We start from the raw sequence: 15,932 nt of genomic DNA on the forward strand, positions 1-15,932 counted from the left end.
ACTGTGTTTTGAGCAACCTGCGGCTAGCTTCCTAGTTTGCTCTTTGATTTTCATTGAGTATAATTATCCACCACTCTTAACCATCAAAAAGTAAACTAGAAACAACAAAATAATAATCTAATAAAATATCGAAGTTTTGAAAATAAACCTCGATATTTTTGTTTTTGTTTTATTTTGTTGTTTTTGTATTTGAATGATGAGCTAGTTTATGGTAAGATAGTAGTAGGAAACGAGGTGATAATATGCTCAAACAAGAAAAATTAGCCAAAATTTTAGAGACAGTAAATAGTAAAGGAACCATAACGGTTAAACAGATTATGGACGAAATAGCTGTTTCAGATATGACTGCAAGGCGCTATTTACAGGAATTGGCTGATAAAGATTTGCTGATTCGTGTCCATGGTGGAGCTGAAAAACTTCGAACCAACTCCCTTTTGACTAATGAGCGATCAAATATTGAAAAACAAGCCCTCCAAACGGCAGAAAAACAAGAAATAGCCCGTTTTGCAGGCAGTCTAGTAGAAGAAAGAGAAACTATTTTCATTGGACCAGGAACAACATTAGAATTTTTTGCGCGCGAATTGCCTATTGACAATATCCGCGTCGTGACCAACAGTCTACCTGTTTTTCTGATTTTAAGCGAACGAAAATTAACAGATTTGATTTTGATAGGTGGAAATTATCGCGATATTACAGGTGCTTTTGTTGGCACATTGACCCTACAAAATCTCTCTAATCTCCAATTTTCTAAAGCTTTCGTTAGCTGTAATGGTATTCAAAACGGAGCTCTAGCTACTTTTAGCGAGGAAGAGGGAGAGGCTCAACGCATCGCTTTAAATAATTCTAATAAAAAATATTTACTCGCAGATCATAGTAAGTTCAATAAGTTTGATTTTTATACTTTTTATAATGTATCAAATCTTGATACTATTGTTTCAGATTCTAAACTAAGTGATTCAATCCTTTTTGAGCTATCTAAACTTACTAAAGTCATCAAGCCTTAATCAACTGAAAGATTCTGGGTAACAACTCAATTTCAGAAGAAAAAAAGTAAATCTTCCCACAATAAAACGCATAGTATCAAGGTTTTTCAACACCTGATATTATGCGTTTTTCTGCGTTAAAGACTTTTTGCTCAATTGCTTTATCTGCAACCTCAAAGCTATGCATTGAGAAATCTGCGACTCGCTTTCTAGTTTAAAGTTGCTCTTTGATTTTCATTGAGTATAAGCAACGTGATTAGATAAAAGTTTTGCAGAGTACTAAATATAAGATTTAACTTTTTGGAAATTGGTTACGATTGTTGAAACGGCATAAAATCTGAATCAAAGGAGATAGTATCCCGTTCTTCAGGATTGATAAAATTTAAAAATAGATTTTTAAATTCTTCCAGCTCATAGTCTGAATGACAAATCCATTCTTTACCGGTCGAGACATACCATTTCCCAAGGCTTTTCAGTTCTTCATTCGTCAAACACGGTATTTGAAAGCATTTTTCAAAGTTGATAATATAAACTTTTTCATAAATAGATTGGATAAAATTTTTGAACATCTTTTTGCCTCACTAGAATTCTATATCTAATGACTCATTCTACTACTCAATCACTTGAGTTTCCGCTACTTTCTTGTACCAGTGAGCTGATTTCTTCGGATAACGTTCTTGCGTTTCAAAGTCTACATAGAAGAGACCGTAACGTTTCTCATAACCATTTGACCAAGAGAAGACGTCCATCAATGACCAAATGAAGTAACCTTTTACATTAGCGCCATCTGCAATCGCATCAGATAACACTTCCAAGTGTTGTTTGACATAATCAATACGGCCATCATCGTAAACAGTGTTATCAACGAACTCATCTTTATAGCCGAGACCATTTTCAGTGATGTAAATCTTCTTGTAGTTGGGATAATCTTTCTTCACGCGCATGATTTGGTCATACAAACCTTGAGGGTAGATAATCCAATCCCAATCCGTACGTGGTACATAATCAGGAGCTACACGACGACCAACACCTTTGATTTGGTATTTAGAGCTTCCTTTCTCACCTTTACCATTATGAATGATTTCTGTTTCTCCATCAAAGGCTTCCATCCAGTCACTCATATAGTAATTGATTCCAAGGAAGTCGTTCAAGTCTTTTGCAGCTTCTAATGCTGTGAAATCTTCTTCACGAAGATCCAAGCTACCACCATTGGCAGCCAAGATAGCCTCTACCCCTGCCAGAGTCTTTTCAGAGTAGTGACCCAGATAAGTTGCATCCAAGATAAATTTATTATGGATAATGTCCTCCAACTCTGCCGCAATAACATCTGCAGGATTTTCAGGATTAAGTGGGTACTTGGTTGGCAGAGCGTGAACAACACCAATTTCACCTTTATATCCTTTATCTTTATATAGTTTTACAGCGCGTGCATGAGACACCATCATATTGTGGTGCGATTGGAAAACTTTAGCAAGATCGTACTGAATACCTGGAGGGAATTTACCAACCAAGTATTGACCATCACCGATTGGCCCAATTTCATTAAAGGTTGTCCAATAGTTTACTTCTGGAAATTCTTCAAAACAGAAGGCAGCGTAGTCTACAAAGTGTTCGATATTTTCACGGTTTAAGAAGTCTCCATTTGAATGTAGAGCTTCTGGCGTATCAAAGTGATGAAGAGTTACAAAGGGCTCAACATGACGTTTGTGACACTCTGCAAATAGATTATGATAATACTCAACACCCTTTTGATTTACTTGACCGTAACCAGTTGGGAAAATACGTGACCAGGCAATAGAAATTCGAATGCCATTGACACCATACTCTTCTGCTAGCTTGAGGTCAACTGGATATCGATTGTAAAAATCACTGGCTGGTTCGGCAGTGTACCAGTAGTTATCTTCAAGATATTTATCCCAAGCAACTGGTCCTTTACCATCAGTATGTGTAGCACCTTCTGCTTGATAGGCAGCTGTTGCGCCACCAAAAATAAAGTCTTTGGGAAGTGTTTTTGTCATTTTTTTCACCTATTTCTTGATTTAAATAAAGTAAAAGTGAGAGGAGAGGAGTCAGTGAGCCATCCTTCTCCATCTCACTTCTTGTACCAAGTCACCGAATTGTGACATGAGGAGGTAAAAACGATATCTTTTTACCGACGAATTAACAAGGCGATTAGGAAATTCGCCATAGCGATTTCCGTAACGAGAGGAGACTGTTTCACAGTCCCTAGCCTTAATCGAATTGTGACATGAGAAGGTAAAAACAATATCTTTTTACCGACGAATTAACAAGGCGATTAGGAAATTCGCCATAGCGATTTCCGTAACGAGAGGAGACTATTTCATAGTCCCTATCGTTAATCGAATTGCGCTTGCACGAATGCTAGAGCACCTTTTCCATCACGGGTTAATTTGATGTATTGAGCGCCTTCTGTTTTCGCAAGTTTAATACCAAGTTTATCAGTTTCTGCTTTCATGTCTTCAAAGTTTGAAGCAACTTGAGGTGCAAGGATAACTAGATCAAACTCTGGCAACATTTCACGGTGAGCACCATAGCCACCTGCTGCTGCTTTCACAGGAACATTGTATTCTGCAGCTGCCTTGTTCAAAGCATTTGCAAGGAGACCACTTGTACCTCCACCTGCACAGAGAACGAGGACATTTGTTTCTTCAGTGATTTTATTTTGTGCTGCTTCTACGCCCGCTTTCTCAAGAATAGCATCTGCTTTTGCAGTGTTGAAGTTTGAAGCAACTTTTTCTTTCAACTCATCATTAGATTTACCTGAACGCTCTTCTTCGAGAATTTGTTCATCATAGACTTTAAGGAATGGATAGTAAATGACTACGTCAACCACGATTAGAAGGGCAGCAAGAATAAATGATAGAACTTGGAAGTTAGTTCCAAGAACTAGACCTAGTGGAGCTGGAGTTGTCCATGGTAGATTAGCAGTAAATGAGTTCATTCCAAGTGTTTCAATAAAGAATTTGAAGATCCAAACGTTTGCGATTGGAGCAAAGATAAATGGAATGAAGAAAATCGGATTCAATACAAGCGGTGCACCAAACAAGATTGGTTCATTTACACCAAAGAAGGTAGGAACTACTGAAGCACGTCCGATTGCACGGTTACGTTTCGATTTTGTCAACCACATGAACATGAAAGGAACAACCAGTGTTGCACCAGTACCACCCATGGTAACGATAAACATTTGTGTACCAGAAGTAAGAATCTTGTCAGCGTGCATACCTTGTTGGAGAAGGTTCAAGTTGACTTCAGCATTTGCATAGGTAATAGCTGCGATAGCTGGTTCAACGATAGATGGACCATGAATACCAACAAACCAGAAGAAGGCAAAGGCACCAAAGATAATCGTAATACCAAGATAGCCATCAGCTGCAGAGAATAATGGAGCAAAGAATTTACCGATTGATTCTGCCACACTAGAACCAACAAAATGACGAGCTAGTAAATCAAGAGCATAAAGAGAAACCACTGATAGAGTGAATGGAATCACATCTTTAAAGACTTGTGAGATATTTGGTGGAACTTCGTCAGGCATACGAATAGTGACGTTATTCTTAACACAAACCTTATAGATGGCTACGGTAACAAAGGCAGCAAGGAAGGCTGAAAGCAAACCTTTTGTCCCCAAGAATCCAGTAGCTAGACCATTTTCGATAGGATCAGCTGCCAACATCAACAAACCAACAATTGCTGCCAACAGCGTTGACATATAGTTGATTTGATTGGTTTTCTCCATGCTACGGTTTACTGAATCGGTCAATGACTTAGCTGTTGTACCAGCTACCAAGAGAGCCAGAATGCCCATAGAATAGCTATAAGGTTTCATCAGAAAGGCTACAACTTCATCAGACCATTTAAAGCCCCATGAGTTTGGTACAAAAGCAATCAAGATAAAGATACTTGAGAAGAGAATAACAGGCATACCTGCAATGAAACCATCACGAATAGCACGAAGATAGATATTACGAGATAATTTCTCAAAGAAAGGTTTTCCTTTCTCAATAAATGCAATTAGTTTGTTCATTATTTAACTCCTCTCTTATAAAGTTCGATTAAGTGGTGCATCAAATCTTTTAACAAGATGGTTGTCATCAAGTGGTCTTGTCCATGCATCATGGTCACACTATATGCTAAATCCTCACCAGAAGCTTCCTTAGTCAATAGACTTGTTTGCGCGTGATGAGCCTCTGCAATACAGCTACCAGCTTCCTCTACCAGAGCGTCCGCTTTTTCAAAATCACCAGCTTCAGCAGCCTTCAAGGCTTCCAATAGTTTTGAACGAGCATCGCCAGCATAGGCTACGATTTCAAAACCTAACAATGTTACTTCTTCTCTATTCATGATAGAATTCTCCTTATATAATTTTAAATAAATTTTTATGACAATAAACGTTGGATATGTAGAACTAGATAAACTCGTTCACTTTTATACAAATCAAGACCCGTATGTTGCGTAATCACATCATAGATCTTGGAACCAATCTCGAACGCTTTTGGATAGGATTGTTTAATATGATCTTCCATATCCAGAAGTGATTGGTTATCATCTCTAGATCTGTCTAAATAATCCAAGAAATAATTCAAATGGATCATAAAGCGATCATAGAAATGGTTATTCTTTTTAGTTCGTTGAATTGCATAACCCTTTAGCACTTCTTCAACATTCCTGAGAATTTCTTTCCTCTTATCAATCGACTCCACAAGTTCCACTTCATTCTCGCCTTCGGCATTGATGAAATGATAAGCAATCCGAATAATTTCGTCCTCAGGAAAATGATCTGCTAGCTTCTGACGGTAAATTTCAAAAGCTTCATTTGCGATTTGAAAAGCGACAGGATACTTAGCGGAAATATCTGGCAAATTACTATCCTTGTACCTTCCTTGTGCTAGAGCTTGATAAGAACAGTAAATATGATCTGTCAAGGTTACATAGAGATACTCTTGAATAGGATAGTGATATTTCTTTGATAGCTTATCAATGATTTCATAGGTCACTGTGATAAAATCAAGCGGAACATCTTTGAGGAGAGCCATAAAGTTTTCTCTGGACTCTTCGGTCTTCATCCGAAAGATTTTCTCAACCTGATTTTCAGCAATCAAATCTCCCTTCTTCTTTCCAAATGCAATCCCCTTACCAATTACAATCACTTCTTCTCCTTTATCATTTCTAACAAGCGAGACATTGTGATTCATTGGATTTAGAATTCGATACATGTCAACCTCCTTTTATATCTTAAAGGTATATGAGTATAAAAAATGACCACAAATGAACTAGAAAATCAGCCGATTTCTAATTCACCTGTGATCATGCCTAATCTTACTTAGTAACACTCACCTTGTATTAACTTGTGATTTAAGTATAGCACAAGTAAGTTGTTTTGTAAACCTTTACATATAACTTTTTTAAAAATTTTTTTAGATTCATGTTCCTAAACTAGAAGGACTTTCTTACACGCGTTCTTTCCATGAAGTCGCTGTTGTTTGAAGAACTTTATTGAGTTCGTCAATGTTTTCAAAACCAGTTGTGCGAAGCCATTCGCGAGCTGCTGCTTCACCATCTTTGATGTATGCTTCAACTGATCCAGCCCATGTAGCACGGCCACAAAGAACACCATTGAAGTTTGCACCTGATTCATGAGCAAATACAAGAGTATCTTGGAAGAGTTTAGCTGATACACCAGCACTTAAGTAGATATATGGCAAGTTAGTTGCTTCATCTTGTGCTTTGAAGAAGGCTGCTGCTTCTTCACGTGTATAAACTACTTCACCTTCAGCGAAGCCTTCAACATATTTAATGTTAACAGGAACTTCAACTTTCAAGACATCAATGTTAAAACGTGGGTCTGAGAAGACTTTCATAGCACCGATAACTTTGTGTGGTTTTACTTTAGCGTATTCTACAGAACCAGCATCAGCAATTTTTTCATCGTAAGCAAGGATTTCAAGGAAGAATGGGATATCTTCAGCCACACACTCAGAACCGATACGTTCGATGTAAGCTTGTTTTTCTTGGTTAAGTTCGTCTGAGCTATCTACATCATAGTAAAGCAAGAATTTAACTGCATCTGCACCTTCTTCTTTAATACGTTTTGCAGACCAAACATCCAAGCAGTCTGGCAAGCGTTTTGTGCTTGTTGTGTCATAACCTGTTTTTTCATAAGCAAGGAGAAGACCAGCTTTTTCATCAAGAGCTTTAGTTGCTGGAAGTCCATACTCAGGGTCAAGAAGCATAGATGAAGCGTATTTAGTCAATTCATCTGCTACCAAGACTTTTAATTCTTCCATTTGAGCCACTGTTGGTTCTTCTGTTTGGTGTTGAGCCATGAGGCGTTTCAAAGCACCGCGTTGGTCAAATGCAAGAGCTGAGATGATACCATTTTCATCAGAAAGTTTTTCTAAGCGTGCACGTTTTTGTTCTGTTAAAGCCATTTTATACCTCTTTTACTATTAATTGATCATATAGAGCTTGATAGTTGGCCATGTTGACATGACCAGTCATTTTTTCTTGAGCATTGAGCATACCAAGGACATTTGCCTTGATGAGTAATTCTGCATCCGATTCTTTGTGAAGCAGTCCTGAAGAAATTCCTGCCACAGTAGAGTCTCCAGATCCGACAGGGTTGACCACCTGAATTCTAGGAATATCTACCTTGTAGAAAGTGTCACCATGTTTGGCAAAAGCACCGTTGGCACCAAGTGAAACGATAATCCATTCAATACCTGCAAACAAAGGTTCTTGAAGGACTTCTTTTAATTCATCCAAATCCTCAGAAACTTCTCTTCCTAGAAGTTGAGACAATTCTTCATTATTTGGTTTGATGACTGTTGGTTTATGTGGTGATTCAAGAACCGCCTGAAGTGCTGCACCAGAGCAGTCCAAGACAACAGGCTTGCCAGCTTGATTAGCAAGTTCTACCAAGCTCGCATAGTAATCAACCGGAAGACCAGCTGGCAGACTACCTGAGATAGCTACTACTTCAACTGACTCCAAGAGTTTTTTGAAATGTTCCAAAAAGTCTTGACCTTCCTGTTCCAATACTTCAGGACCTTTTTCAAGAACTTCTGTTTGGTTATCTCCATGAAGAATAGCGATACAGTTACGAGTTTCCCCCTGAATTGAGAAGAAATCTTTTTTTACTTGATTATCGATATTTTCAACCAAAAACTCACCAAGTTTACCACCCACTAAACCAGTAGCAAGAACAGAATCTCCAAATTCTGAAAGTACTCGGGTAACATTGAGTCCCTTACCACCAGCCGTTTTGGTTACATCTACCACACGATTGACAGTATCAATCTTCAACTCATCCAAGGGATAGGAAATATCGATGGATGGGTTCATTGTGACTGTTAAAATCATAGGTCACCTCTTAGTCGTGGTATTCTCCGCGATCCCATTTTTCAAGGAATTCAGTGAAGAAGTTTGCGTCTGTTTGTTGAGCATTGTGACTTTCAACGTGTTCAATTTTCGCAATCAATTTTTTGTTTTCTTCAGTTGGTTTGTATTCAGCATGGATGAAAGCTTCGATGATATCACACATAAGCAATTCACCAGTAATCTTACCACCAAAACCGATAACGTTGGCGTTCAATTGTTCTTTAGCATAAAGGGCTGTTGTCATATCACGAACCAAGGCAGAACGGACACCTGGAACTTTATTTACAGCGTTGTTGATACCAACACCAGTACCACAGATACATACACCAAGATCAGCTTGACCGCTAGTTACAGCTTCCCCTACTTTTTTACCAAAGATTGGGTAGTGAGTACGTGTATGGTCATATGTACCAAAGTCAATGACTTCATATCCTTTTGATTTCAAAAATTCTGAAACCGCCATTTTTTCATCTGTTACGATGTGGTCACATCCAATTGCAATTCTCATTTTTAACTTACCTTTCTTACTGTAATCTAATTAGCACATTTTGTTCAACATGTCGACACGAATTTGGTGACGTCCACCATCGTATTTACCGTTAACAAATCCTTTAGCGATATTTTTAGCCAATTCATCACCAACAAGTTGTGCCCCCATAGTGATCATACGTGAGTTGTTGTGTCCACGAGTCATATAAGCTGAACGTTCGTCAGAAACTTCTGCGGCAACCATTCCTTTAATCTTAGTTGCAACCATAAATGGACCAGCTCCATAAGCATCAATCACGATACCAAGGTTTTGTTCTTCTTTGTTTACTTCTGCAGCAACAGCAAGAGTCACATCGACAAAGTCTTGACCTTCAGCTGTAACATCCACAACGTGGAAGTTTTCTTTTTCCAAGAAGTCTTTCACAACTTCTTTCAATCTCAAACCTGCAGCATCTGCACCGATAACAATAGACATATTGTATACTCCTTTTTATTTTTCTATGCTGGATTCCAGCAGTGTATTGGCTGTCTTTAAAAAACAGTCAATTAGTCCTCACAAACATAATATACTACTATTGTTTGAAAAAGTCAACACTTTATGTTTGTTTTTGTTATTTATTTTTTACTTTTTTATAAAACTTCTATCTCAAACCCTAATTCTTCAACCTGATTGGCTTCTAAGAGACGAACATTCTTCTTATCTTCTAAATGATCTCCTTCTTCAAGGGATGTTGACAAGCCAGACCATGGCTCAAAGGCAATGAAAGGTCCCTTGTTCAAAGTTGACCAGATGATGAGGTTTGGAAACTCTGCAAAGTGCACTTTCAATCCCTTATCATGTTTACGAGAACGAAGCGCAATTGTTCTAGATTGCAATTCATCTAAGGTGACTGCATCTATACTGAAAAGATCATAATTAAGATCTAATTCTTTTTGCCCCTCTAGCCATGGACTTCTATCTTGAAAATCCAGCATACCCGTTTCTGGGAAAGGGCGTGGAACAGAACAAGTTTCTTCTTTCTCAAACTCTAGATAATAATCTTCATAGACTTCATCATCCAGTAGAGGACAATTAAATCCTGGATGGCCACCAATAAAATAAGGCAGGACCTTGCTAGTTTCTTTATTAAATATTTTGTATTGAGTCCGTACTGTCTTTCCTGTAAGGATATAAGTGATTTCTAGGCGGAAATGATAAGGGTAGTTCTGATAGCTATTCTCATCGTCTTCAATTGCAAAAGTTACACTCTTGTCTGTCTGTTCAACTAATTCAAATTCTTTCTTACGAACCAGACCATGACGAGGAATCTTTCCTTTGCTTTCCTGACCCTTCTCATCTATATAGACGGCTGTATCCTCTCTCAATGAACCACAAATAGGAAAGAGAACAGGAGCTTGTCCGCTCCAATAAGTAGCATCCCCTTGCCACAAATACTCAACTCCCTCAGCATCTTTTATAGAAGAAAGAGCCCCACCAAAACTGTTAAATTGAACTCTTAATTGTTCTGATTTTAATTCAATTACCATTATTTTCTCCGATTTCTTAATAGTTTATAAAAAACTAGGCTGTCACTCCTAAACGGTATGACAACCTAGCTTTAACAATTTACATTTTATAGGAGCGCATTATTTTGCTTTTGCTGCGTACTCTTCGTTACGTTTGATCATTTGTTTTCTGTACCAAGCAAAGATACCGATATAGAATACAAGGAAGACTACAGCACCAAGGATTGCTTTGATATCACCAGTTGTAGTGTTACCAATTGTCCAACCAAGAAGTTTTTCGATTGGTCCTTCAAGAGTAGAGTGAGTAATCAATTGAGTTTCACTCACACCTGCTGGGAAGGCACCTACACCTTTAGCAAGTTCTGTTGCAAATGGTGCGATAAGTGTACCTGAAAGAAGGAAGAGTGGCAACAAGAGTGTTCCAAAGATGATCATACGGAGCAATTTACCACGAGTTACAACCAAGAGAGCTGGAGTAACACCCATAGCGATGATACCTGCAAGTGGCAAGATACCATTTCCGACTTTTGAAAGAAGCACCGCTTCAACCAACATAATTGGTGCAAGTACGTTGGCACAAGCCCAGATTTCAGCACGACCAGCGATGAATGGCCAGTCAAGACCGATGTTGAATTTACGTCCTTGAAGACGTTTAGTAGCAACGTTTGTAATACCTTGTGAAAGTGGTTCTACGGCTGCGATGAACCATGAACCGATAAGTGAGAAGAGTTCCAAAGATACACCGGCAGTCAAACCAAGAGACAACCATCCTCTGATAACAAGACGCCATTTATCTGCATCTTCAACTCCTGCAATTGGATGTGGAGTTCCCATAATACCGATAACGATACCAAGGATGAAACCGATAAAGAATTTAGAACCCCAGAAACCGATTTTCTTGTTCAATTTTGCAGCATCAAAGTCATATTTATCAAGACCTGGGAAGAATTTTTCAAAAATCTTATCCAAAACCATGATAACTGGGTTCATCATGTAGTTCATGTGAGTTGAAGTCATTGGAGATGAACTTGGTGCATTAAGAAGGTCATCAAATGTAGGTTTCATCAAGTCAGAGTTGATGATTTTAAGAACCCCAACAAGTACAATAGCTACTGTAGCAATCAATAGTGAAACCCCTTGGCTCACACCGTTGTTGTCTGCATACCATTTAATCAAAAGACCTGTGATAGACAAGTGCCAGATATCGAAGATATCAACGTCAAGTGTATCTGTTTTCTTCATAGCAAGCATCACTACGTTGACAATCAACATGATGAGCAAGAAGTAAAGTGTCCAAGCAGAACCCCAAGTGATTGTAGCAAGTGGTGCCCAACCAACGTCGGTAATACTCAATTGAATACCAGTATTTTCAACGAATTTTGCAAGTGATGCTGAGAAAGCACCATTTAGCATACCGATGATAGCACCGATACCAGTAAGAGCGATGGCAAGTTTGATACCACCTTCAAGCGCTTTGGAGAATTTCACTCCAAAAAGTAAAGCCAATACTGTCAAAATGATCAACATGATGACAGGACCACCCATATCTAAGATAGGTGTGAAAAAGCCTTTGATTAGGTCAAAGATTGCATCCATAACAGTTCCTCCCTTTTTTATGTTATATGAATGTTAACAAATTAGAATTAGCTTAATCCGTGTTCTTTGATAGCTGCTTCAATATTATCATATACTGGAGCACTCATAGCTGGGATACGGAATAAGATTGGTCCAGCTTCGATAACTGGAATACCTGGGTCAAAACCAAGGTCTGTCGCAGCAATTGGTGTGAAGATGTCATAACCTTTGATAAGGTCTTCATTAACGTCTTTGACCATAACTGCATCACAGTGAACATCGTAACCACGGTTTGAAAGTTCTTCTTCAAGAGCACTTTTAATTTGGTGGCTTGAATTAACACCTGCACCGCAGGCAGCAAGAATTTTAATCATATGGATCTCCTCCAATTTAATATTTTTAATAGACAAGATTAAGCAATTGCTTCAGCGATATAAGCATAGAGGGCTTCTGGTTCAGAAATTTTTGATAGGTCTTCAAGATGACCATTTCCAGTAAAGAAGTCCATCAACTGAGCAAGAATGTTCGTTTGACTTGAACTCGAGTTATTGATGATAAAGAAGAGCAAGGATACTTCTACTTCCTTATCTGGTGCAATCATATTGTGGAAAGTCACTGGTTTTTCTAATCGAACGACCACAACTTTTTCAGCTAGATTATGAACAATATCTGTATGAGGAATAGCCACATTCGGCAAATCCTTGCCTAAAAATTCCATATCTAAGCCAGTTGGAAATGACTTTTCACGCGTGATCAAGGCTTCACGATAGGTTGGAGTCACGATTTCTCGTTCTTCCAATAAAGTTGCAACCTGATCAAAGAGATGTTCTTGATTATCCGCTTCTAAGCAAAACACAAGGTTTTTGTCAAAGAAATGATCTAATCCCATAAGGTTTTCCCTTCTTTCCATTAACTTTATGCCATAAGTATAACACTATATGAAATCGTTGTCAATAGTTTTCTGTTGATTTTTGTCTCTTTTTTTATATTTTTGTTGTGTTTATAGTTTGTTATATAAAAATAAACACACAAACAAATACTCCAAGCATTTTTTCTGTTCTAATACTCAATGAAAATCAAAGAGCAAACTAGGAAGCTAGCCGCAGGTTGCTCAAAACACTGTTTTGAGGTTGTAGATGAAACTGACGAAGTCAGCTCAAAACATGGTTTTGAGGTTATAGATGAAACTGACGAAGTCAGGAACCATATCTACGGTAAGGCGACGCTGACGTGGTTTGAAGAGATTTTCGAAGAGTATAAAAACTAAAAAAGCAGACCATTTAAGCCTGCTTTACTATTGATTCTTATATAAATTTCCTATGAAGAAGGAAAGGCAATTAAACAACTTATTCTTCATCCATGCTCAAGACGCTGAGGAAGGCTTCTTGCGGAACTTCTACTGATCCGATAGCTTTCATGCGTTTCTTACCAGCTTTTTGTTTTTCAAGGAGTTTACGTTTACGAGAAACGTCACCACCGTAACACTTGGCAAGTACGTTCTTACGAAGCGCCTTGATATCAGTACGAGCCACAATTTTGTGTCCAATTGCTGCTTGGATGGGAACCTCAAATTGTTGACGAGGGATAATTTTCTTGAGCTTATCAACGATGAGTTTCCCACGTTCGTAAGCAAAATCCTTGTGAACGATAAAGCTGAGGGCATCCACCTTGTCTCCATTGAGAAGTATATCCATTTTCACTAGCTTAGATGGGCGATACTCTGACACTTCGTAGTCAAAACTTGCATAACCACGTGTTGAAGACTTAAGTTTATCAAAGAAGTCAAAGACGATTTCAGCGAGTGGTATTTGATAGATAACATTAACACGATTATCATCGATATAATCCATAGTCACAAAGTCCCCACGCTTGCGCTGAGCTAGCTCCATCACTGCTCCGACAAATTCCTGTGGTACCATGATTTGAGCTTTAACATAAGGTTCTTCAATGGTCGCAATCTTGGTTGGGTCTGGGAACTCAGACGGGTTTGACACATCCATAGACTCACCGTCGGTCAAATTAACCTTATAGATAACAGACGGAGCTGTCATGATGAGGTCGATATTGAACTCACGTTCCAAACGTTCTTGGATAACATCCATATGAAGAAGTCCGAGGAAACCACAACGGAAACCAAATCCAAGTGCCTGAGATGTTTCTGGTTCAAACTGAAGACTGGCATCATTCAGTTGCAATTTTTCAAGGGCTTCACGAAGGTCATTGTACTTGTTTGACTCAATTGGGTAGAGACCCGCAAAGACCATAGGATTCATCTGCTTGTAGCCATGTAAGGGCTCTGCCGCAGGATTGGTCGCCAAGGTAACGGTATCCCCCACACGAGTGTCCTGAACCGTCTTGATAGAAGCCGCAATATAACCAACGTCACCAGTCGCAAGGAAATCACGACCAACTGCTTTAGGTGTAAAAATACCTACTTCCGTAACATCAAAGGTCTTGCCATTGCTCATGAGCTGAATCTTATCGCCTGGTTTGACCACTCCGTCCATGACGCGAACTTGGAGAATAACTCCACGGTAAGCATCGTAAACAGAGTCAAAAATTAAGGCCTTCAGTGGCGCCGTCACATCACCTGTTGGAGCTGGCACTTTTTCTACGATTTGCTCAAGGATTTCCTCGATCCCAATACCAGCCTTGGCAGAAGCCAAAACTGCTTCGCTAGCATCCAAACCAATGACATCTTCAATCTCTGTACGCACGCGCTCAGGATCAGCAGCGGGCAGGTCAATCTTGTTAATAACTGGCATGATTTCCAAATCATTGTCCAAGGCAAGATACACATTGGCAAGGGTTTGAGCTTCAATCCCTTGGGCAGCATCGACCACTAAAATCGCCCCCTCACAGGCAGCTAGCGAACGCGAAACTTCATAGGTAAAGTCTACGTGCCCTGGCGTGTCAATCAAGTGGAAAATATAAGTTTCCCCATCTTTTGCAGTGTAATTGAGCTCGATGGCATTGAGTTTAATGGTAATCCCACGTTCTCGCTCTAAATCCATACTATCCAAAAGTTGGGCCTGCATTTCACGACTTGAAACTGTCTCTGTTTTTTCCAAAATGCGGTCTGCTAGAGTCGACTTCCCGTGGTCAATATGGGCGATAATAGAGAAGTTACGGATCTTCTCCTGTCGTTTTTTCAATTCTTCTAAGTTCATGATTCTCTTCCTTTCAGGGTATCTATTTATTATAAATTGTTTTTGATATTTTGACAAGACCATACCCTGCTAGGAGTACTAATCTTCAGCGACAAAGCCGTCATTCTCGATAAAGTGGTGTTCTGTCATTCCTTGGTCTGTAAAGATAATCCCATGAAGGACACCACCATAAACAGCTCCTCCGTCCATCCCAATCTTACCATCTTCTGTCGTCCAAAGCTCAGCTGTACCTCGGTCTTGCTTCAGTAAACCATAAACTGGTGTATGACCAAAGACAATGATTTTTCCAGTATGATTTTCGGCTTCGTGGAATGGCTTTCTGAGCCAGACTTTCTTGTAATCTGTAGTTTCATGCCAGTCATCCAAGGTCAAGTCAATACCTGCGTGAACAAAGATATACTTATCTGTCTCTACCACAAATGGCATTTGACGAATAAATTCGACCAAATCTGCCGCTTCAGTAGCAACACGCTTGGCATCCTCAACTCCATCAACTGGGGCATTCAAGGGACGACCTAGGATAGAGTTAATGGTTGTATCTCCGCCATTGCGACGATAGTGGTCATAGCTTTCTTCTGGGTCATCGAGCCAAGTCAAAAACATATACTCGTGGTTGCCTGACAAACAGATTGCACCTTGATTATCAACCAATTCCTTAACCATTTCAAGGACACGGCGACTATCCTCACCGCGGTCAATCAAGTCCCCTAGAAAGAGCAACTGGGTCTGACCATCCCATGTTTTAAGAAGGTCTTCCAGCATCCCAGCTTTTCCGTGAACGTCTCCAATTACATAATAGTCTGTCATC

At 39.2% G+C, this 15,932-nt stretch carries 17 protein-coding genes; 2 read left to right on the plus strand and 15 right to left on the minus strand.

Translation table 11 applies throughout. The annotated features are described in order from the left end of the window. The first annotated feature begins 242 nt into the window (after positions 1-242). A complete protein-coding gene (locus WKI23_RS04000) occupies positions 243-1,004 on the plus strand; it encodes a DeoR/GlpR family DNA-binding transcription regulator (RefSeq protein WP_050239714.1) in 762 nt (253 codons plus the stop codon). A 290-nt stretch (positions 1,005-1,294) separates the two neighbouring features. On the opposite strand, the gene WKI23_RS04005 is transcribed toward WKI23_RS04000, so the two are convergent. The 13 genes from WKI23_RS04005 to WKI23_RS04065 form a co-directional block, all read right to left on the minus strand. After that, a complete protein-coding gene (locus WKI23_RS04005) occupies positions 1,295-1,552 on the minus strand; it encodes a DUF3884 family protein (RefSeq protein ID WP_368079030.1) in 258 nt (85 codons plus the stop codon). 42 nt (positions 1,553-1,594) lie between these two features. Next, complete coding sequence (gene lacG / locus WKI23_RS04010) at positions 1,595-3,001, minus strand: 6-phospho-beta-galactosidase (protein ID WP_368079031.1); 1,407 nt, start codon at positions 2,999-3,001, stop codon at positions 1,595-1,597. Positions 3,002-3,339: 338 nt separating this feature from the next. Then, entirely contained in the window at positions 3,340-5,031 is a 1,692-nt protein-coding gene (locus WKI23_RS04015) for a lactose-specific PTS transporter subunit EIIC (protein ID WP_368079032.1), read from the minus strand. After that, positions 5,031-5,348 (minus strand): PTS lactose/cellobiose transporter subunit IIA, encoded by a 318-nt coding sequence (locus tag WKI23_RS04020; protein ID WP_001078331.1) that lies wholly within the window; start codon positions 5,346-5,348, stop codon positions 5,031-5,033. Before WKI23_RS04020 ends, WKI23_RS04015 begins: the two co-directional genes overlap by 1 nt. A gap of 35 nt (positions 5,349-5,383) precedes the next feature. After that, positions 5,384-6,220 (minus strand): PRD domain-containing protein, encoded by an 837-nt coding sequence (locus WKI23_RS04025; protein ID WP_138704055.1) that lies wholly within the window; start codon positions 6,218-6,220, stop codon positions 5,384-5,386. Between the two features lie 234 nt (positions 6,221-6,454). Continuing rightward, positions 6,455-7,435: a tagatose-bisphosphate aldolase gene (gene lacD, locus WKI23_RS04030; RefSeq protein ID WP_001229114.1), complete on the minus strand. Its 981-nt coding sequence runs from the start codon at positions 7,433-7,435 to the stop codon at positions 6,455-6,457. Between the two features lies 1 nt (position 7,436). Continuing rightward, the gene (locus WKI23_RS04035) at positions 7,437-8,366 is read right to left on the minus strand and encodes a tagatose-6-phosphate kinase (RefSeq protein ID WP_172922417.1); all 930 of its coding nucleotides are present in this window, start codon (positions 8,364-8,366) and stop codon (positions 7,437-7,439) included. Positions 8,367-8,376: 10 nt separating this feature from the next. Then, positions 8,377-8,892 carry a galactose-6-phosphate isomerase subunit LacB gene (lacB, locus tag WKI23_RS04040; protein WP_001216918.1) on the minus strand — a complete coding sequence of 172 codons (516 nt, stop codon included), beginning with the start codon at positions 8,890-8,892 and terminating at the stop codon, positions 8,377-8,379. A gap of 30 nt (positions 8,893-8,922) precedes the next feature. Further along, the gene (gene lacA, locus WKI23_RS04045) at positions 8,923-9,348 is read right to left on the minus strand and encodes a galactose-6-phosphate isomerase subunit LacA (RefSeq protein WP_000029277.1); all 426 of its coding nucleotides are present in this window, start codon (positions 9,346-9,348) and stop codon (positions 8,923-8,925) included. 155 nt (positions 9,349-9,503) lie between these two features. After that, entirely contained in the window at positions 9,504-10,400 is an 897-nt protein-coding gene (locus tag WKI23_RS04050) for an aldose 1-epimerase family protein (RefSeq protein ID WP_368079033.1), read from the minus strand. A 99-nt stretch (positions 10,401-10,499) separates the two neighbouring features. Beyond that, the gene (locus tag WKI23_RS04055; protein ID WP_368079034.1) at positions 10,500-11,975 is read right to left on the minus strand and encodes a PTS galactitol transporter subunit IIC; all 1,476 of its coding nucleotides are present in this window, start codon (positions 11,973-11,975) and stop codon (positions 10,500-10,502) included. 47 nt (positions 11,976-12,022) lie between these two features. Beyond that, positions 12,023-12,328: a PTS sugar transporter subunit IIB gene (locus WKI23_RS04060; protein WP_000590550.1), complete on the minus strand. Its 306-nt coding sequence runs from the start codon at positions 12,326-12,328 to the stop codon at positions 12,023-12,025. Between the two features lie 38 nt (positions 12,329-12,366). After that, positions 12,367-12,843: a PTS sugar transporter subunit IIA gene (locus WKI23_RS04065; protein WP_000521974.1), complete on the minus strand. Its 477-nt coding sequence runs from the start codon at positions 12,841-12,843 to the stop codon at positions 12,367-12,369. Positions 12,844-13,023: 180 nt separating this feature from the next. Between WKI23_RS04065 and WKI23_RS04070 the strand changes: the two genes are divergently transcribed. Beyond that, the gene (locus tag WKI23_RS04070) at positions 13,024-13,221 is read left to right on the plus strand and encodes a hypothetical protein (RefSeq protein WP_368079035.1); all 198 of its coding nucleotides are present in this window, start codon (positions 13,024-13,026) and stop codon (positions 13,219-13,221) included. Positions 13,222-13,300: 79 nt separating this feature from the next. Here the strand turns inward: WKI23_RS04070 and lepA are convergent, their stop codons facing one another. Both lepA and WKI23_RS04080 read right to left on the minus strand, forming a co-directional pair. After that, entirely contained in the window at positions 13,301-15,124 is a 1,824-nt protein-coding gene (gene lepA, locus WKI23_RS04075) for a translation elongation factor 4 (RefSeq protein ID WP_368079036.1), read from the minus strand. Between the two features lie 78 nt (positions 15,125-15,202). Then, positions 15,203-15,931: a metallophosphoesterase family protein gene (locus WKI23_RS04080; RefSeq protein ID WP_368079037.1), complete on the minus strand. Its 729-nt coding sequence runs from the start codon at positions 15,929-15,931 to the stop codon at positions 15,203-15,205. Position 15,932: the final 1 nt, after the last annotated feature.

Source organism: Streptococcus pseudopneumoniae, from assembly GCF_038148955.1.
Taxonomy (GTDB): domain Bacteria; phylum Bacillota; class Bacilli; order Lactobacillales; family Streptococcaceae; genus Streptococcus; species Streptococcus pseudopneumoniae_T.